The organism is Testudinibacter sp. P27/CKL/0425 (assembly GCF_052931395.1).
Genome location: NZ_CM128801.1, coordinates 207,926 through 225,712 on the forward strand (window position 1 = coordinate 207,926; position 17,787 = coordinate 225,712).

Consider the following 17,787-nt stretch of genomic DNA (forward strand, 5'->3'; position numbering starts at 1 on the left):
TATAAAAAACAGGAGTACTTGCCGTTTTTACTTTAATCCGCGACAAGGCTGTTATATTCTATAACTACCGTTTTATATAAAAAGAATAAGGAATTTTATGCGTTCATTTATCGGAAAATTTTTAAAATTGGAATCTTCCGGCGGAATTACGCTGCTGGCAACTTCCGCTTTGGCACTGATTTTTGCCAACAGTTTTTTATCCCCCTACTATTTTGAATTATTGAATACCCCGGTGATCGTGCAATTCGGCGAACAAGGGATCGCCAAACCGTTTTTATTGTGGGTCAACGACGGTTTAATGGCGATCTTTTTTGTGCTGGTCGGCTTGGAAGTGAAACGCGAAATTATGCTCGGCTCACTCTCCAGCTATCAACAGGCGATTCTGCCGGTGTTGGCGGCGCTGGGCGGCATGATTGTACCGGCGTTGGTTTTCACCTTTTTCAATTATGACGATCCGCTCGCGATGGAAGGCTGGGCGATTCCAATGGCGACCGACATCGCCTTTGCACTCGGGATTATGGCGCTGCTCGGCAAACGCGTGCCGCTGCCGTTAAAAATCTTCCTCTTGGCGCTGGCAATCATTGACGACTTGGGGGCGATTATTGTTATCGCACTGTTTTTTGCCCACGGCTTAAGCGTCGAAGCAATGATCGGCGCCGGTTTGTCGATTATCGTGCTGATTATTATGAACAGAATGCGAATTAGCGCACTGTGCGCTTACCTGTTCGTCGGCATGGTGTTGTGGTTCTGCGTGCTGAAATCCGGCGTACACGCCACCTTGGCGGGGGTGATTCTCGGCTTTAGCGTGCCGATTACCGCACGCGACGGCAGCAGTCCGCTGGAAAGTTTGGAACACGCGCTCAATCCGTGGTCGGCGTTTTTTATTCTGCCGATTTTCGCCTTTGCCAATGCCGGCGTGCCGTTGCTGGGGGTTAATCTGGAAATGTTAAGCGGCGCGTTGCCGTTGGGGATTATGCTGGGCTTGTTAATCGGCAAACCGTTGGGCGTGTTCAGTTTCTGCTTTTTGGCGGTGAAATTAAAAATCGCCCGCTTGCCGTTATTAGTGAATTTAAAACACATTTTTGCCGTCTCGGTGCTGTGCGGCATCGGCTTCACCATGTCGATGTTTTTATCCGGTTTGGCATTTGAAAATGCTGGCGAAAGCATCAACACGCTGTCCCGAATCGGCATTTTGTTAGGCTCATCGCTTTCTGCGGTTCTCGGTCTACTGCTGCTGCGTGCCTCGACTTCGCCGCCGGAACAGTCTCATTAAGCCTTCATTATTTCTAAAAAGCAAAGTGCGGTATAAACCGCACTTTTTGTTTTAATACCGCTGCCAATACAGCCAAATCGCAGGCAGCACGCCCAACCACAAGATCGCGCTGAGCATCACCACCACTTTAAAACTGAGATGTTGGGTTTTATGCCGAAAGCGTTTCATCGCCAAGCCGACTCCGACAAAGCCGCCCGCAAAACACAATCTGAAAAATAGCCGTTCGGCAATCCGTCGCCGATTTCTGACCGCACTTTGCTTATCGCGAAACATCAAAAAATAAGCGGCGATATTTATCGCCGCTAAGTAACTGCCGAGTATCAACCAATTAGGCATAAACCGGGAAGTTTTTACAGATGCTGATCACTTTCTGTTTCACTGCTTCAATGGTGGCTTCGTCTTCGATATTATCCAACACATCGCACATCCAGCCTGCCAGTTCTTTCGATTCGGCTTCTTTGAAACCGCGACGGGTGATCGCCGGGCTGCCGACACGAATACCGGACGTCACAAACGGGCTTTTCGGATCGTTTGGCACCGAGTTTTTGTTCACGGTGATATTCGCGCGCCCTAATGCCGCATCTGCCGCTTTACCGGTCAAGTTGTGGCTGACCAAATCCACCAAGAACAGGTGGTTTTCAGTACCGTTGGAAACTACGTTGTAACCGCGTTGTTTAAACACAGCCACCATCGCTTGCGCGTTTTTCAACACTTGTTGTTGGAAGGTTTTAAATTCCGGTTCCATCGCTTCTTTAAAGCACACCGCTTTCGCCGCGATAACGTGCATTAAAGGGCCGCCCTGACCCGCCGGGAAAACGGCGCTGTTCAGTTTTTTGTAAAGCTCTTCATCACCACCTTTTGCCAAAATCAAGCCGCCGCGCGGGCCGGCAAGGGTTTTGTGCGTGGTGGTGGTGACAACGTGGGCATATTCCATCGGGCTTGGGTAAACGCCTGCGGCGCTCAAACCGGCAACGTGCGCCATGTCAACGAACAAGTAAGCACCCACTTCATCGGCAATTTCGCGCATTTTTTTCCAATCAACCACTTGGGAATAAGCCGAAAAACCGCCGACGATCATTTTTGGTTTCACTTGCAACGCTTGCTCGCGCAGCGCGTCGTAGTCAATGAAACCTTCGTCGGTGATGCCGTATTGTTCGGCGTGATAAATTTTGCCGGAGAAGCTAACGGTCGCACCGTGAGTCAAGTGGCCACCATGCGCCAAACTCATGCCTAAAATAGTGTCGCCCGGATTTAACAATGCCATGTACACCGCGGCGTTCGCTTGTGAACCGGAATGCGGTTGCACGTTGGCGTAGTCTGCGCCGAACAGCTCTTTCGCGCGATCGATCGCCAACTGCTCGACGATATCCACATATTCGCAGCCGCCGTAGTAGCGTTTGCCCGGATAACCTTCGGCATATTTATTGGTCAATTGTGAACCCTGTGCTTCCATCACGCGCGGGCTGGCGTAGTTCTCGGATGCGATCAGCTCAATGTGCTCATCTTGGCGACGATCTTCGTCTTGCATCGCTTGCCATAACACCGGATCATAATCAGCGATATTCATATCACGTCTTAACATTGCTCAATTCCTCATTTTTGGTTGGATAAATCATCTGTAAGTGTACGGCTTTTTCAACACGCCATACAGCCTTTTTTCATTAAATTGCCGTCGTTTATTTTGTGGCGATGATGAATTTTTTTCATTCATTCACCACTCGAGGCACAGTGATTCGCCCCGTTCGGCGGTAAATGTTACTTGGCTTGCTCTCTCGCCACCGCGCGATAGCCGATGTCACGGCGATAGAAACGCCCTTGCCATTGCACTTGCTCCGCCAGTTGCAGCGCTTGCTGCTGTGCGGCGGCAACATTGTCGCCAAGTGCGGTCACACATAACACACGCCCGCCGCTGGTCAGCAGTTGATCGTTTTTCTGTTCCACTCCGGCTAAAAAGACTTTCTGTCCGTGTTGTTCGCCGCTTGGAATGCCTCTGATTACATCGCCTTTGCGGTAGTCACCCGGATAGCCTTCTGCCGCCAGCACGATCCCCAATGCCGCTTGCGCGCACCATTGTGACCGCACTTGATCCAATTTGCCGTCGCACGCCGCCAAGCACAACTCGACCAGATCCGATTGCAAACGCATCATAATCGGCTGAGTTTCCGGATCGCCGAAGCGGCAGTTAAATTCGATCACTTTCGGTTGTCCGTTCGGCATAATCATCAACCCGGCGTACAAGAATCCGGTGTAAACATTGCCTTCCGCCGCCATGCCGTTGACGGTCGGGTAGATCACCTCACTCATAATCCGCTGATGAATCTCGGCAGTGACCACCGGCGCAGGTGAATAAGCGCCCATGCCGCCGGTGTTCAAGCCGGTGTCTTGTTCACCGACGCGTTTATGATCTTGGCTGGTTGCCATCGGCTCGACATTTTTGCCGTCCACCATCACGATGAAGCTGGCTTCCTCGCCGTCTAAAAACTCCTCAATTACAATCCGATGTCCGGCATCGCCAAACGCATTGCCCGCCAACATATCTTTAACCGCACTTTCCGCTTCCTCCAGCGTCAAGGCAACGATCACGCCTTTGCCCGCCGCCAAGCCGTCGGCTTTGATCACAATCGGTGCGCCTTTTTGCTGCAAATACGCCAACGCCGGTTCCACTTCGGTGAAGTTTTGGTATTCGGCGGTCGGGATTTGATGGCGTGCTAAGAAATCTTTGGTGAAGGCTTTTGAGCCTTCCAATTGTGCCGCAGCTTGGGTCGGTCCGAAAATTTTCAAACCGGCAGCGCGGAAGGCATCGACCACACCGATCACCAACGGCGCTTCCGGCCCGACAATCGTCAAGCCGATTTCATTTTTCTGGGCAAATTCCACCAGCGCCGCTAAATCGGTCGCCGCAATGCTGACATTTTCCACGTTCGGCTCAAGTGCGGTGCCGGCGTTACCCGGGGCAACAAAAACTTTATCTGCTAGCGGCGATTGCGCCACTTTCCATGCCAATGCGTGCTCGCGTCCGCCGTTGCCGATGATTAAAATATTCATAGAAGGTTTTCCTTAACTCGAAAAATAACTGTAAGCAATAAAAAGTGCAGTCGCTTGAGCAAACCGCACTTGAAAGATTAATGACGGAAATGACGCATATTGGTCAGCACCATTGCCATGCCGTGTTCGTCGGCAGCGTCGATCACTTCCTGATCGCGCATCGAGCCGCCCGGGTGGATCACACAGCTCACCCCGGCAGCCGCTGCGGCATCAATGCCGTCGCGGAACGGGAAGAAGGCGTCAGACGCCATCACCGTGCCTTTCACTTCCAGCCCTTCGTCGGCAGCTTTAATTCCGGCGATTTTGGCGGAATATACTCGGCTCATCTGTCCGGCGCCGATGCCGATGGTTTGGTTGTTTTTCGCATACACAATCGCATTGGATTTGACATATTTCGCTACTTTCCAGCAAAACAGCAGATCGTTCAGCTCAGCTTCGCTCGGTTGGCGCTTGCTCACCACTTGCAGATCGTCTAAACCGACCATGCCCAAATCACAATCTTGCACCAGCAAGCCGCCATTGACGCGTTTGAAATCCAAGTGCGGTTGGCGCGCTTGCCATTCGCCGCATTCGAGTACGCGTACGTTTTTCTTGCTTTTCAGCACGGCTTGCGCATCGTCCGCCACAGCCGGTGCGATGATCACTTCAACAAATTGGCGATCGATGATCGCTTTCGCCGTGGCAGCATCCAAAGTGCGGTTAAACGCGATAATGCCCCCGAATGCCGAAGTCGGATCGGTTTGATACGCGCGATCGTAGGCTTGCAGAATGTCCTCGCCCAACGCCACGCCACACGGATTGGCGTGTTTAACAATCACGCACGCCGGTTGGCTGAACTCTTTCGCACATTCCAGCGCCGCGTCGGTGTCGGCGATGTTGTTATATGACAACGCCTTGCCTTGCAGCTGTTTGGCAGTGGCAACGCTGGCTTCTGTTAATTCGTTTTCCACATAAAATGCGGCGTTTTGGTGGCTGTTTTCACCGTAACGCATGGTTTGTTTGCGGGTAAAATTCAGGTTCAGGGTGCGCGGGAATTGTCCGCACGGCTGCGTTAAATCCTCTTCCTCCGCCCCTTGATACGGCGGCACCAGCTGCCCGAAATGGTTGGCGATCATGCTGTCGTATTGCGCGGTGTGCTCAAACGCTTTAATCGCCAAGTTAAAACAGGTTTCCAGCGTCAATGAATTATCGTGTTGATCCATTTCCTGCAAAATCGCATCGAAATCGTCGTTGTTCACCACAATTGCCACATCTTTATGGTTTTTCGCCGCCGAACGCACCATGGTCGGGCCGCCGATGTCGATATTTTCCACCGCATCTTCCAGCGAGCAATCCGATTTCGCCACGGTTTGCGCGAACGGATACAGATTCACCACCACCATATCGATCGCCTGAATGCCGTGAATGGTCATCACCGCGTCGTCCACGCCGCGTCGTCCTAAAATCCCGCCGTGCACTTTCGGGTGCAGGGTTTTCACGCGGCCTTCCATCATTTCCGGAAATTGGGTGTATTGCGACACCTCGGTCACTTGCAGCCCGGCATCAGCCAGTAATTTTGCCGTACCGCCGGTCGAAAGCAATTTCACCCCACGATTGACAAGCCCTTGAGCAAATTCGACAATGCCGTTTTTGTCGGAGACACTTAACAAGGCTTGGCGAATAGGACGATTAGATTGCATGGTTGTTTCCTTTACAGATTGATTGAAGTGGATAAAATTCAGGCTGGAATTATATATTAAAACCGCACTTTTCTACAGTAGAAAAGGCGGTTTAATACAATTAAACTTCGCTTTTCGCCAATCGCGCCATCACGGCTTCAGCCGCTCATCCGGCGCGGCGACGATTCGGCAACAATTGACACGTTCGGCACACTTTGCCAAATCTTAGCATGAAATAAATTGTCAAATAAAGTCAGAAAACATTCGCTGTAGCACAAAAAAACAAAAACCCGTCGGCTTGCGCAAACGGGTTTTCGGTTTGAATCGACGGCTGTCCGATTATTTTTTGCCGAATCGGTTATCCAGCGCAAACGCGCCTGCACCGACAAATACGAAATACAGGAACACCAGCGAATACAGCGCCGCCAATTCACCGTTATTCAGCAACGGCAGCAGCAGATTGTCCGCCGAGGCGTGCACGCCGAAATAGGCGAATGCCATAAAGCCGGATAATACAAACGCCACCGGACGGGTGAACAAGCCCAGCGCCAACAAAATGCCGCCGCCGATTTCCAACACGCCCGCCAAGCCGTATTGTGAGAACAGTGCCACACTGCCGTTGCCGCCGGTCATTGAGCTTGGGTATTCAAAAAATTTCGCCGTGCCGTGCCAAAAGAACATGTAAGCGGCGACAATCCGCAGTAAAGCCAGCGCATAAGGTGCAAAAGTGTTTAATTTGTGATTCATAATAGTGTTCACCGACATTAAAACAATCGGCAAAAAAGAAAGGTATTATTTCCTCAAAGGAAATGATCGAATCTGTCGAACGTAGAAAAAGCCCGCTTGATTGGTTATACTAGCGCCGCTTATCTCCAACAAAGGAATTTTTATGGCGTGGGCCTATTTAATGATCGCAATCATCGCCGAAGTGATCGCCACTTCAATGTTGAAACTGTCGAATGAATTTAGCAAACCGCTGCCGAGCCTGATCGTGGTGATCGGCTACGCCGTGGCGTTTTACTTTTTGGCACTCACGCTGCGCACCATGCCGGTCGGCGTGGCTTATGCGGTGTGGTCGGGCGTCGGGATTTTTTTGGTGACCGTGATTGCGTGGATTTTCTATCAGCAGAAACTGGATTGGGCGGCGCTGATCGGCATCGGGCTGATTGTCAGCGGCGTATTGGTGATGAATTTATTCTCGAAAGTGATTTCGCATTGAGCCGTGCGAAATCAAGCCCAAGTGCGGTCTGAAGCCGCACTTAGATTGAATGGCTATTCGTAAGTACAGAAATACGCGGTTTCCACCGCCACTTTCAGATCAAACGATTGGTTTGCCTCGACAGTGAAGGTTTCACCAGCGTTAAAGGTTTGCCACTCGTCGCTGCCCGGCAATTTTACCGTTAACGCACCGCTGATCACACTCATGGTTTCAAATTGGCTGGTGCCGAAAGTATATTCGCCGACCGCCATCACGCCGACGGTCGCCGGCAGGGTTTCGGTTTGCAAGCCGATTGAGGCGACTTTGCCGTCAAAATACTGGTTGATTTTTAACATGTTGCTTTCCTTAAACTGAATAAACGAATTTTTATTCTAGGGGAAAACCGACAGCCAATGCAAGTGCGGTTTAGCCGACTTTGACACAGCTCATATCCAGTGAACCACCGACAAAATCGGTATTAAAAATCGTTAGTGGATCATCCGCTTCGCGCAAGGCTAAAATATACAACAGCGGCAAAAAATGCTCCGCAGTCGGAACCGCTTTTTGCACCGCATCGCTTAAACTGTGGTAATCAGCAAGCGCCGCTAAATCGCCTGCGCGCACCAAATCCAGCAGCGTTTGCTGCGCTGAATGCGCCCAGTCATAACCAAACAATTGATCGGCTCTCTGCCAATCAAGTAAGCGTAAATTATGGATTAAATTGCCGCTGCCGAGAATCAGCACGCCCTGCTCGCGCGGCGGTTTGAGCTGCTTTGCCAGTTCCAGATGTTGAGTCATACTCAAGCGCCCGCCGAGGCTCAATTGCACCACCGGAATATCTGCGTCGGGATACATCTGTGTTAACACCGCCCAACTACCGTGATCCAATCCCTGCTGTGAATCCAGCGAAATGTTCGGGCTGTTAACCAGTTCGGCGATTTGCTGCGCCAACTGCGGTGCGCCTTTCGCAGGATACCGCACTTGATAAAGCTCCTCCGGAAAGCCGTGAAAATCGTAGATTAACCGGTACGAACTGGCAGCGGTTTGTGCCACGCCCATTGAAATCCAGTGGGCGGAGATCACCAAAATCGCACGCGGTGTCGGCATCTGCTCCGCCGCTTGCCGCCATTTTGGGGTGAACGGATTGTCTTCAATCGCCAACATCGGCGAACCGTGTCCGATAAAAATTGCTGGCATTTTATTGCTCATGGGTATTCCTTAGTTTGAATTTCAGTTTCCGCAGTATAGAAATTCACGTTTAACAAATAAAGTGCGGTTTTATTGATGATGAGTTTCCTAAAAAGAAAAAACCATACCGGCAAGCCGATATGGTTTCTGTCAACGTGTGGTTTAGTGCTTACACATCATACGTGGTGGACGCGGTGTCGCCGCCTTTGCCTGTCCAGTTGGTGTGGAAGAACTGTCCACGCGGCTGGTCAATGCGTTCATAGGTGTGCGCACCGAAGTAGTCGCGCTGGGCTTGCAGCAAGTTCGCTGGCAAGCGAGCGCTGGTGTAGCCGTCAAGGAACGTAATCGCTGATGCCATACATGGCATTGGCAAGCCGATTTCGATCGATTTCGCCACCACTTTACGCCACTCTGGTAACGCATTTTCTAAAATGGTTTTGAAGTAGTTGTCGGCACCTAAGAATTGCAGATCAGGGTTTGTCGCATACGCATCACGAATGTTGCCTAAGAATGCGCTGCGGATAATGCAGCCTTCACGCCATAACAGTGCGGTGTTGCCGTAGTTCAGATCCCATTGGTTGGTTTCGGACGCTTCACGGATCAGCATAAAGCCTTGCGCATAAGAGATGATTTTTGATGCCAGCAATGCTTTGCGCACCGCTTCAATCCATTGCGCTTTGTCGCCTTCAACCGCGCCGATTTGTTTATTGAATAACGCGTCATTGGCAACACGTTGCTCTTTAAATGCTGACACACAACGGGCGAACACCGCTTCACTGATTAAAGTTAATGGAATGCCGAGATCCAACGCGTTGATGCCCGTCCATTTACCGGTGCCTTTTTGCCCTGCGGTATCCAGAATTTTTTCCACTAACGGTTCACCGTTTTCATCACGGTAGCCTAAAATATCCGCAGTGATTTCGATCAGGTAGCTGTCGAGTTCGGTTTTGTTCCATTCGGTGAATACGCTGTGCAACTCATCGTAGCTTAAGCCAAGCCCTTCTTTTAAGAACTGGTAGGCTTCACAAATCAATTGCATATCGCCGTATTCGATGCCGTTGTGTACCATTTTCACAAAATGCCCCGCGCCCTCTTTACCAACCCAATCACAGCACGGTTCACCGTCTTTGGTTTTGGCGGAAATGGCTTGCAGAATCGGTTTCACAAACGGCCAGGCTTCTTCGTTGCCGCCCGGCATAATTGAAGGCCCGAAACGCGCGCCTTCTTCACCGCCTGACACGCCAGCACCGATAAAGCGAATGCCTTTTTCAGCCAAATCTTTCACGCGACGGTTGCTGTCCGGATAGTTGGAGTTGCCGCCGTCGATGATGATGTCGCCCTCTTCCAAGTAAGGTAATAGGCTGTCGATAAACTGATCCACCACTTGACCGGCACGCACCATTAACATCACTTTGCGCGGTTTTTCCAGTTTGTCGGCTAAATCTTGCAGCGAGTACGCACCGATGATGTTTGTGCCTTTTGCCGCGCCTTGTAAAAACTCGTCCACTTTGCTGGTGGTGCGATTGTAAGCAACCACTTTAAAGCCGTGGTCGTTCATATTCAGGATCAGGTTTTGCCCCATCACCGCCAAGCCGATTACACCAATATCACCTTTCATTGTTTTGTTTTCCTCTATTTTCTCGATTAAGTAATTCGTTATACCGCACTTGCCTGTTTTGGCGTCTGTTTTACGACAATGGGCGGAGGATTATTCCACTCTTAAATGCCATTATTGCAATTGAAACGCGGCGTCTGCGTCTAAATACCATTCGGTATTGCCGTTTTTGGCTTGTACCCGCGCTGCCGGATACGGCAGTTCGTTGTTGCCCGCTTGTTGAATTTCATGTAACAGATCGGCTTTGCTGGCGCCGGTGACCAAGTAAGTCACGCGCTTGGCGTTGGCGATCAAATACGCTGATTTGGATACCCGTAGTTGTCCGGTTTGCGGCTGTTTCGCCACAATGCTTAGCGTTTGATCGTCAAAATCTACTTGCAGCGGGAACAGCGACGCCGTGTGTCCGTCGGTGCCCATACCGAGAATAATCCAGTCGAATGCCGGTACACCATCAGCGTTTTTCGGCACAAGTGCGGTCATTTCCGCGGCAAAACGAGCAGCTTCGGCTTCCGGCTCATCCTCGCCGCGAATGCGATGGATGTTTTCCGCCGGGATTTGAATGTGATCGAACAGCAAGCGCTGCACTTCGCCGTAGTTACTCTCTTCGTCGTCAGGCGCAACACAACGCTCATCGCCCCACCAGAAATGCAGATTGTTCCAGTTGATTTGCTCGGCGTACTCTTCCGCCAAGGTTTTAAACAACAGTTTCGGCGTGCTGCCGCCGGACAGGGAAATATGCACCGGCTCGGCTTGTTGGCTATAGGTTAAAAACGCTTCTGCTATCTTCTCTACCGCACTTTGTGCGTCTGCAAACTTAATATATTTCATGTTATAACTCACAATATTCCGTATTCGTTAAATTTTTACACGGGAAACGCCAGTTGCGGTTTTTGGATTCCATCATAAAATCTGCCTCTTGAGGCCCCCAAGTGCCGCTGGCGTATCCATAAAGTTTTGGATTGTGTGCTTTGTAATCCAAAATCGGTTGGACAAACTTCCAACAGGCTCGCACTGCATCACTGCGTGAGAACAGAGTGGCGTCCCCCAGCAGCGAATCCAGCAGCAAACGTTCATACGCATCAAGAATATTCGTATCAGCCAAATCCTGATAGTGAAAATCCATTGATACTTCTTTCGCCTGAAAACCCGATCCCGGATTTTTCAGACCGAAACTCATCACGATCCCCTCATTCGGCTGAATGCGGATAATCAATTTATTTTCCGGCGCGTTAGCGTTAAACACCGGGTGCGGCGTTTTCTTAAAGTGAATCACCACTTCGGTCACCCGCGTCGGCAGGCGTTTACCGGTGCGAATATAAAACGGCACGCCGCTCCAGCGCCAGTTATCGATTTTCAGTTTCAGCGCCATATAGGTTTCGGTGCGCGACTGCGGATCAACACCTTTTTCCTCGCGGTAGCCTTTTTGGTACTCACCGCGCACTTTCGCGCCGGTATATTGCCCCAGCACCAAGTATTTTTCCAAATCTTCTTCGCTTAGCGGATGCAGGCTTTGCAGCACTTTCACCACTTCGTTACGCATTGCATCGGCGTCAATCACCGCCGGTGATTCCATTGCGATCATCGCCAGCACTTGCAACAAGTGGTTTTGGAACATATCACGCATCGCACCCGATCCGTCATAATAGCCGCCGCGCTCTTCCACGCCCAGCGCTTCCGCACCGGTGATTTCCACATAATCAATGTAATTCCGATTCCACAACGGTTCAAATAAGCCGTTGGAGAAACGTAGCACCAAAATATTCTGTACCGTTTCTTTGCCTAAGTAGTGGTCGATCCGGTAAATTTGCCCTTCGTCAAAATCCTCGTGCAGCTTGCTGTCGAGACTGATTGCCGATGCTAAATCGTAGCCGAACGGTTTTTCCACCACCAACCGTTTCCAGCCGTTGTCTTGATGATTCAAGCCGTGCGCCGCCAGATTCGCCGGGATCACCGGATAGAGGCTCGGCGGAGTGGAAAGGTAGAACAGCGCGTTGCCGCCGGTGTTGTGTTTCTGCTCGAATTCGGCTAACCGCACTTTGACTTTGGCATAGTCGTCAACATTCGCGGTATCAATCGCCTGATAGTAAATATGTGAGAAAAACTCGACCATTTCGCTTTTTTCAATGTTTTCGCTTTTGCTTAAAATGTCGCTCAGTTTTTCACGGTATTGTTCGTCGCTGTATTCGGTGCGGCTAACGCCCAGAACGGCGAAATCATCGGCGAGTCTGCCGTTTTTAAAAAGATGATAGAGTGCGGGAATTAATTTGCGGTGGGTAAGATCCCCCGAAGCGCCAAAAATCACTAGGGTGTTGTTGTCCGGTTTTTTCATTTTCCTTATCCTTCAGGTTTGCGTGACCTTTTCATCAACAATTTATTCAGTCTAATAACATCACTCCACAGCGTCAATCGCTTATTTTAGGCGAATCGTCTATTATTTCGATAGTTGCTGAAATCGGACCACTTTTTGCCAAGGAAAGGCGGCGTTGCCCAGCATAATAAAATCCGGATTAATCAAACTTTCGCGCTGATTGTAACTTAGCGGATTACCCTGCAAATCGACGATTTTGCCGCCGGTTTCGCGCAAAATGCACTCCACCGCGGCGGTATCCCATTCGCCGGTTTTGCCCAAACGAATATAACAATCACTGCGCCCTTCCGCCACCATCGCGCCTTTCAAGCCGCTGGAGCCGTAGCGAATCAGCTGATATTCAAAGCCGTCGTGAAATTGCTGCAACACCCGCTCTTGCCGCACGCCTTTGCCGACCGCAATGCGAATAATCTCGTCCGACGGTGCTTGGGTTTGCAGCCGACTGACCACACCGTTTTGCTGTCGGTAGGCGCCGAAGTTATCCATCGCATAAAATGCCAAGCGCGGCACCGGCGAATAGACAATGCCCAAGGTCGGCAGATTATTTTGCACCAGCGCAATCAGCACCGAAAATTGATCGGTTTTTTCTAAGAATTGCTGGGTGCCGTCCAGCGGATCGACCAGCCAATATTGCGTCCATTGGCGGCGTTCGGCAAACGTCACCGCTTGGCTCTCCTCCGACAACACCGGCACGCCGGGCGTCAGATTTTGCAATTCATCAATTAAAAAGTGGCTGACCGCCAAATCCGCTTCGGTGACCGGCGTGTTATCTCTTTTCAGCTCACTTTCAATCTCGAGGTAATAAAAGGTCAGCAGCTTTTCACCGGCGCGTTTGGCAATCGACAACGCGGCGTTCAGCAGTTCGGGGGTTAAAGCGAGCAGCGTCATGCTGTCGCCCGCTGTGCTAAATAATCGCGCAATAAGTAAAGTGCGGTCAGATTTCTCGCTTCGCAGAAATCTGCCTGTTGCAGCAGTTGATCCAGCTGCGCTAACGGGTATTCCACCACCTCCAACGGTTCAGGTTCATCACCTTGCAACACGGAAGGGGAAAGCTGTTCAGCCAAGAAAATATGCATCGGGTTGTGCATAAAGCCCGGCGAAGTGATGACGGTTTTCAGTAAAGTGAGTTTCGCGGCGCGAAAGCCAATCTCTTCCTGCAATTCGCGGTTGGCACTCTGCTCCGGCGTTTCGCCTTCGTCCATTAATCCTTTGACAAATCCCAGCTCATAACGCTCGGTTCCTACTGCATATTCATTAATCAGCAATAGCTTGTCTTGGTGAATGGCCACCACCATCACCGCACAACGACTGCTTGGGGTGAAACGCTCAAAGGTGCGCTGTTCGCCGTTGGAAAATGCCAGTTCCACCGCCTGAATTTCAAAAATACGGGATTTGGCTGCGACGGCAACCGAGAGAATTTCAGGTTTTTGCTTTTCTTTCCACATAATATCCCGCCTACGCTCCTTAAGAATTTGCCAACCTATTCTGCCAACGATACCATATAACCGCTATTAATGTAAAAAAGGAAAACGCGTGAAAATAATTGATTGGGATCAGATTGATACCGTGTTATTTGATCTGGACGGCACCTTGATCGACTTGCATCTGGACGCCTATTTCTGGAAAGAACTGGTGCCGCAACGCTACGCCGCGCAAATGGCGATCGATCCGGCGCAGAGCCGGCATAAACTCAAGCAGCTTTATCGCGATATTGAACATACGATGCAGTGGTATGACATCGATCACTGGGCGAACGCCTTAAATCTGCCGATTCGTGAGATGCAGCGCGAGCACGTTGTGCACACTCAAGTGCGGTCGGGAGTTTATCCTTTATTGGAAAAATTAAACCGCCAAGGCAAACGCCTGATTATGCTAACCGATTCGCATCCGTTCAGCCTGCAAGTTAAACTGGAAAATTGCGAGCTGGCACCGCACTTTGCCCATTTGGTTTCGTCTCACGAATTTCAAAAACCGAAAATGGACGCCGGACTTTGGGTGCAACTGTATCGAACTTAATCAGATCGATCCGCAATCTTGCGTGTTGTTTGACGATCTGGAGCCCGTATTGGATCAAGCCAAACAGAATCGAATTGCGTATACTATCGGCATTGAGAATCCCGATCCGCAGCTGCCGCCGAAAACCTTTCAGCGTCACCACAGTATCGCCGATTTTAACCTTTTATTGGACTAAAGTATGACAACAGACAGATTACAAGTGCGGTTAGACAAATGGCTGTGGGCGGCACGCTTTTATAAAACCCGTTCCCTTGCCCATGAAATGATAGACGGCGGCAAAGTCCACTACAACGGGCAGCGCAGCAAGCCGAGCAAAATGGTGGAAATCGGCGCGATGCTGAAACTGCGCCAAGGCAGCGATGAAAAAGAGGTGGAAATTTTGGCGCTGTCCGACAAACGCGGCAACGCAACGCAAGCCCAACTGCTCTATCGCGAAACTGACGCCAGCATCCGCAAACGCGAACAAACCGCACTGGCACGCAAAACCAACGCGCTGTCGATGCCAAATCCGGAACGCCGCCCGAATAAAAAGGAACGGCGGGATTTGATTAAATTCAAATATCAGGAATAACTGCACTTTGTACGCCCCCTTGCAAAGCACAATTTCGCCCATATATAGCAGTCAACCTTAATGAATTAAATGGAAAGATTATGACAACAACCGATTACACCCAAGACAACGACACCCTGCACCGCTACCTGTTCAGCCAAAGAGCGGTACGCGGCGAATGGGTGCGACTGAACCGCACTTTCGAGCAAACCCTGAACACCCACCACTATCCGACGGCAGTACAAAATCTGCTGGGCGAAATGTTGGTCGCCACCAGCCTACTGACCGCCACCCTAAAATTTGAGGGCAATATCACGGTGCAGATTCAAGGCGACGGCCCGTTAAAACTGGCATTGGTGAACGGCGACAACCAGTTGAATCTGCGCTCTTTGGCTCGTGTTGACGGCGAGATTGCCGACGGCAGCAGCTTGCAGCAGATGATCGGCAAAGCGGTGTTGGTGATTTCAATCAATCCGAATCAAGGCGAGCGCTATCAAGGGATCATCGAACTGAGCAAGCCGACGATCAGCGAGTGCTTGCAGGATTATTTCGAGCGTTCCGAGCAGCTGAAAACCGCACTTGTGATTAAAACCGGCGAATTTGACGGCAAGCCGGTTGCCAGCGGAATGCTGCTGCAAATTATGCCGGACGGCACCGGCTCACTGGACGATTTGGAACATTTGCAGCTGTTGACCGAAACTATCAAAGCGGAAGAACTGTTCGGGCTAACCGCCGAAGAGCTGCTCTATCGGCTTTACCATGAAGAAACAGTGGAATTGTTCGCCCCAAGCAAAACCCAATTCCACTGCGGCTGTTCGCAGCAACGTTCCGGATCGGCATTATTGTTGCTGGACGAAGCGGAAATTGATGAAATTTTGGACGAACATAACGGCAGTATCGATATGCAGTGCGAATGTTGCGGCACCCATTATTTTTTCAACAAACAGGCGATCGAACGTCTTAAACAAAATACCCACCAAGGCTAAACAATTCGTTAACAGCAATGTATAACTCTGGTAAAAAGCGCGTCAAAACCGGACGCGCTTTCACTTTTTTTCTGATAAGCATTTTGAATAGTTTGATCCAGCTAACATTTTTTTGCTGGATTTTCTTTTACAATACCTTCGAATTCAATTTTTAATAACTATATCGAGGTAACAACTATGTCAGTAGCAAAAGAATTAGCGGTATTGGGTATCAATGACGTTCAAGAAGTGGTGTATAACCCAAGTTATGAATTCTTATTTGAAGAAGAAACCAAAGCCGGATTGGAAGGCTTTGAGAAAGGCACACTAACCACCACTGGCGCGGTGGCGGTTGATACCGGTATTTTCACCGGTCGTTCGCCGAAAGATAAATATTTGGTATTAGACGATAAAACCAAAGACAGCGTGTGGTGGACCAGCGACAAAGCGAAAAACGATAATAAACCGATGACTCAAGAAACTTGGAGCAGCCTGAAAAAATTGGTCGGCGACCAACTTTCCGGCAAACGCCTGTTCGTGATCGACGCCTTCTGCGGCACCAACCCTGACACCCGTCTGGCAGTGCGTATTGTGACTGAAGTGGCATGGCAAGCGCATTTCGTAAAAAATATGTTTATCCGCCCAAGCGAAGAAGATCTGAAAAACTTTAAACCGGATTTCACCGTATTAAACGGCTCTAAAGTCACCAACCCGAACTGGAAAGAGCAAGGCTTGAACTCTGAAAACTTTGTGGCGTTCAACCTGACCGAAGGCGTGCAATTAATCGGCGGAACTTGGTACGGCGGCGAAATGAAAAAAGGGATGTTCTCAATGATGAACTACTTCCTGCCATTGCGTGGCGTTGCTTCTATGCACTGCTCCGCCAACGTGGGCGAAGACGGTGATGTGGCAGTGTTCTTCGGTCTGTCCGGCACCGGGAAAACCACGTTGTCTACCGATCCGAAACGCCGCTTAATCGGTGACGATGAGCACGGCTGGGACGATGAAGGCGTGTTCAACTACGAAGGCGGTTGCTATGCGAAAACCATCAACTTGTCTGAAGAAGCCGAGCCGGATATTTACCGTGCAATCAAACGCGACGCATTGTTAGAAAACGTGGTGGTCTTGGAAGACGGTACTGTAGATTTCAACGACGGTTCAAAAACCGAAAATACCCGTGTGTCTTACCCGATTTATCACATTCAAAACATCGTGAAACCGGTTTCCAAAGCCGGTCATGCGAAAAAAGTGATTTTCTTGACTGCCGACGCATTCGGCGTGTTGCCGCCGGTTTCTAAACTGACTCCGGAACAAACTCAGTACTACTTCTTGTCCGGTTTCACCGCCAAATTAGCCGGTACCGAGCGCGGCATCACCGAACCGACACCAACCTTCTCTGCCTGCTTCGGCGCGGCATTCCTGTCATTGCACCCGACGCAATATGCGGAAGTGTTAGTAAAACGCATGCAAGCGTCCGGCGCAGAAGCCTATTTGGTTAACACCGGCTGGAACGGCACCGGCAAACGGATTTCAATCAAAGACACTCGCGGCATCATCGATGCGATTTTAGACGGTTCAATTGAAAAATCCGAAATGAAACAATTGCCAATCTTCAACTTGGCTGTGCCGACCGCACTTCCGGGGGTTGATCCTGCCATTTTAGATCCGCGCGATACCTACGCCGATGCTGATCAATGGCAAACAAAAGCCGAAGACTTGGCGGGTCGTTTTGCGAAAAACTTTGACAAATACATCGACAATGACGAAGGCAAAGCCTTAGTTGCTGCAGGTCCTAAAGCCTAATTTAGCGTCGCTAACTTAAGCAAAAACCGCACTTTGGATATCGTTCAACGTGCGGTTTAGGCATAGTAGACAAAAATGTGGCTGAAATCTCGCTTAATCCCTTATAGA

Annotated in this window: 19 protein-coding genes; 7 read left to right on the plus strand and 12 right to left on the minus strand. The window is 50.2% G+C overall.

The genetic code is table 11. The annotated features are described in order from the left end of the window. Window positions 1-97: 97 nt before the first annotated feature. Entirely contained in the window at window positions 98-1,273 is a 1,176-nt protein-coding gene (gene nhaA, locus ACUHGC_RS01055) for a Na+/H+ antiporter NhaA (protein WP_446833860.1), read from the plus strand. A 51-nt stretch (window positions 1,274-1,324) separates the two neighbouring features. Here nhaA and ACUHGC_RS01060 read toward each other — a convergent pair whose 3' ends face one another. From ACUHGC_RS01060 to ACUHGC_RS01080, 5 genes are all read right to left on the minus strand, one after another. Further along, entirely contained in the window at window positions 1,325-1,609 is a 285-nt protein-coding gene (locus tag ACUHGC_RS01060; RefSeq protein ID WP_446833861.1) for a DUF1294 domain-containing protein, read from the minus strand. After that, window positions 1,602-2,855, minus strand: coding sequence for a serine hydroxymethyltransferase (glyA, locus tag ACUHGC_RS01065; RefSeq protein WP_446833862.1), 1,254 nt, complete (start codon window positions 2,853-2,855; stop codon window positions 1,602-1,604). The genes ACUHGC_RS01060 and glyA overlap by 8 nt, the downstream gene beginning before the upstream one ends. A gap of 173 nt (window positions 2,856-3,028) precedes the next feature. Further along, entirely contained in the window at window positions 3,029-4,318 is a 1,290-nt protein-coding gene (gene purD, locus ACUHGC_RS01070) for a phosphoribosylamine--glycine ligase (RefSeq protein ID WP_446833863.1), read from the minus strand. A gap of 77 nt (window positions 4,319-4,395) precedes the next feature. Continuing rightward, window positions 4,396-5,997, minus strand: a complete 1,602-nt coding sequence (gene purH / locus ACUHGC_RS01075; protein WP_446833864.1) for a bifunctional phosphoribosylaminoimidazolecarboxamide formyltransferase/IMP cyclohydrolase — start codon at window positions 5,995-5,997, stop codon at window positions 4,396-4,398. A 318-nt stretch (window positions 5,998-6,315) separates the two neighbouring features. Further along, window positions 6,316-6,723: a DoxX family protein gene (locus tag ACUHGC_RS01080; protein ID WP_446833865.1), complete on the minus strand. Its 408-nt coding sequence runs from the start codon at window positions 6,721-6,723 to the stop codon at window positions 6,316-6,318. A gap of 142 nt (window positions 6,724-6,865) precedes the next feature. Between ACUHGC_RS01080 and ACUHGC_RS01085 the strand changes: the two genes are divergently transcribed. After that, complete coding sequence (locus ACUHGC_RS01085) at window positions 6,866-7,195, plus strand: DMT family transporter (protein WP_446833866.1); 330 nt, start codon at window positions 6,866-6,868, stop codon at window positions 7,193-7,195. A 53-nt stretch (window positions 7,196-7,248) separates the two neighbouring features. On the opposite strand, the gene ppnP is transcribed toward ACUHGC_RS01085, so the two are convergent. The 7 genes from ppnP to nudE form a co-directional block, all read right to left on the minus strand. Then, window positions 7,249-7,530 (minus strand): pyrimidine/purine nucleoside phosphorylase, encoded by a 282-nt coding sequence (ppnP, locus tag ACUHGC_RS01090; RefSeq protein WP_446833867.1) that lies wholly within the window; start codon window positions 7,528-7,530, stop codon window positions 7,249-7,251. 70 nt (window positions 7,531-7,600) lie between these two features. After that, on the minus strand, window positions 7,601-8,383 hold the full coding sequence (ygiD, locus tag ACUHGC_RS01095; RefSeq protein ID WP_446833868.1) for a 4,5-DOPA-extradiol-dioxygenase: 783 nt from the start codon (window positions 8,381-8,383) through the stop codon (window positions 7,601-7,603). 148 nt (window positions 8,384-8,531) lie between these two features. Next, window positions 8,532-9,980: a decarboxylating NADP(+)-dependent phosphogluconate dehydrogenase gene (gnd, locus tag ACUHGC_RS01100; protein ID WP_446833869.1), complete on the minus strand. Its 1,449-nt coding sequence runs from the start codon at window positions 9,978-9,980 to the stop codon at window positions 8,532-8,534. Window positions 9,981-10,091: 111 nt separating this feature from the next. Continuing rightward, window positions 10,092-10,805: a 6-phosphogluconolactonase gene (pgl, locus tag ACUHGC_RS01105; RefSeq protein WP_446833870.1), complete on the minus strand. Its 714-nt coding sequence runs from the start codon at window positions 10,803-10,805 to the stop codon at window positions 10,092-10,094. A 1-nt stretch (window position 10,806) separates the two neighbouring features. Beyond that, on the minus strand, window positions 10,807-12,306 hold the full coding sequence (gene zwf, locus ACUHGC_RS01110; RefSeq protein ID WP_446833871.1) for a glucose-6-phosphate dehydrogenase: 1,500 nt from the start codon (window positions 12,304-12,306) through the stop codon (window positions 10,807-10,809). Between the two features lie 102 nt (window positions 12,307-12,408). Next, complete coding sequence (gene cysQ, locus ACUHGC_RS01115) at window positions 12,409-13,227, minus strand: 3'(2'),5'-bisphosphate nucleotidase CysQ (RefSeq protein WP_446834809.1); 819 nt, start codon at window positions 13,225-13,227, stop codon at window positions 12,409-12,411. A 2-nt stretch (window positions 13,228-13,229) separates the two neighbouring features. Beyond that, window positions 13,230-13,790, minus strand: a complete 561-nt coding sequence (nudE, locus tag ACUHGC_RS01120) for an ADP compounds hydrolase NudE (RefSeq protein WP_446833872.1) — start codon at window positions 13,788-13,790, stop codon at window positions 13,230-13,232. Window positions 13,791-13,878: 88 nt separating this feature from the next. On the opposite strand from nudE, the gene ACUHGC_RS01125 reads away from it, so the two are divergent. The 5 genes from ACUHGC_RS01125 to pckA all read left to right on the plus strand — a co-directional run bounded on the left by ACUHGC_RS01125 (window position 13,879) and on the right by pckA (window position 17,679). Further along, window positions 13,879-14,361 carry an HAD family hydrolase gene (locus ACUHGC_RS01125; protein ID WP_446833873.1) on the plus strand — a complete coding sequence of 161 codons (483 nt, stop codon included), beginning with the start codon at window positions 13,879-13,881 and terminating at the stop codon, window positions 14,359-14,361. Window positions 14,362-14,410: 49 nt separating this feature from the next. Continuing rightward, complete coding sequence (locus ACUHGC_RS01130; protein ID WP_446833874.1) at window positions 14,411-14,536, plus strand: hypothetical protein; 126 nt, start codon at window positions 14,411-14,413, stop codon at window positions 14,534-14,536. A 3-nt stretch (window positions 14,537-14,539) separates the two neighbouring features. Beyond that, window positions 14,540-14,932, plus strand: a complete 393-nt coding sequence (hslR, locus tag ACUHGC_RS01135; RefSeq protein WP_446833875.1) for a ribosome-associated heat shock protein Hsp15 — start codon at window positions 14,540-14,542, stop codon at window positions 14,930-14,932. Between the two features lie 80 nt (window positions 14,933-15,012). Beyond that, window positions 15,013-15,897, plus strand: coding sequence for an Hsp33 family molecular chaperone HslO (hslO, locus tag ACUHGC_RS01140; RefSeq protein WP_446833876.1), 885 nt, complete (start codon window positions 15,013-15,015; stop codon window positions 15,895-15,897). Window positions 15,898-16,074: 177 nt separating this feature from the next. Then, window positions 16,075-17,679 (plus strand): phosphoenolpyruvate carboxykinase (ATP), encoded by a 1,605-nt coding sequence (pckA, locus tag ACUHGC_RS01145; protein WP_446833877.1) that lies wholly within the window; start codon window positions 16,075-16,077, stop codon window positions 17,677-17,679. The last annotated feature ends 108 nt before the right edge of the window (window positions 17,680-17,787 follow it).

What these genes read in the sequence shown, in the direction of transcription:
- ygiD (WP_446833868.1), bottom strand. Translation starts at nt 8,383, where the DNA reads ATGAGCAATAAAATGCCAGCAATTTTTATCGGACACGGTTCGCCGATG.
- pgl (WP_446833870.1), bottom strand. Translation starts at nt 10,805, where the DNA reads ATGAAATATATTAAGTTTGCAGACGCACAAAGTGCGGTAGAGAAGATA.
- glyA (WP_446833862.1), bottom strand. Translation starts at nt 2,855, where the DNA reads ATGTTAAGACGTGATATGAATATCGCTGATTATGATCCGGTGTTATGG.
- hslR (WP_446833875.1), top strand. Translation starts at nt 14,540, where the DNA reads ATGACAACAGACAGATTACAAGTGCGGTTAGACAAATGGCTGTGGGCG.
- ACUHGC_RS01085 (WP_446833866.1), top strand. Translation starts at nt 6,866, where the DNA reads ATGGCGTGGGCCTATTTAATGATCGCAATCATCGCCGAAGTGATCGCC.
- zwf (WP_446833871.1), bottom strand. Translation starts at nt 12,306, where the DNA reads ATGAAAAAACCGGACAACAACACCCTAGTGATTTTTGGCGCTTCGGGG.
- purH (WP_446833864.1), bottom strand. Translation starts at nt 5,997, where the DNA reads ATGCAATCTAATCGTCCTATTCGCCAAGCCTTGTTAAGTGTCTCCGAC.
- purD (WP_446833863.1), bottom strand. Translation starts at nt 4,318, where the DNA reads ATGAATATTTTAATCATCGGCAACGGCGGACGCGAGCACGCATTGGCA.
- nudE (WP_446833872.1), bottom strand. Translation starts at nt 13,790, where the DNA reads ATGTGGAAAGAAAAGCAAAAACCTGAAATTCTCTCGGTTGCCGTCGCA.
- gnd (WP_446833869.1), bottom strand. Translation starts at nt 9,980, where the DNA reads ATGAAAGGTGATATTGGTGTAATCGGCTTGGCGGTGATGGGGCAAAAC.
- ppnP (WP_446833867.1), bottom strand. Translation starts at nt 7,530, where the DNA reads ATGTTAAAAATCAACCAGTATTTTGACGGCAAAGTCGCCTCAATCGGC.
- nhaA (WP_446833860.1), top strand. Translation starts at nt 98, where the DNA reads ATGCGTTCATTTATCGGAAAATTTTTAAAATTGGAATCTTCCGGCGGA.
- hslO (WP_446833876.1), top strand. Translation starts at nt 15,013, where the DNA reads ATGACAACAACCGATTACACCCAAGACAACGACACCCTGCACCGCTAC.
- pckA (WP_446833877.1), top strand. Translation starts at nt 16,075, where the DNA reads ATGTCAGTAGCAAAAGAATTAGCGGTATTGGGTATCAATGACGTTCAA.
- ACUHGC_RS01080 (WP_446833865.1), bottom strand. Translation starts at nt 6,723, where the DNA reads ATGAATCACAAATTAAACACTTTTGCACCTTATGCGCTGGCTTTACTG.
- ACUHGC_RS01060 (WP_446833861.1), bottom strand. Translation starts at nt 1,609, where the DNA reads ATGCCTAATTGGTTGATACTCGGCAGTTACTTAGCGGCGATAAATATC.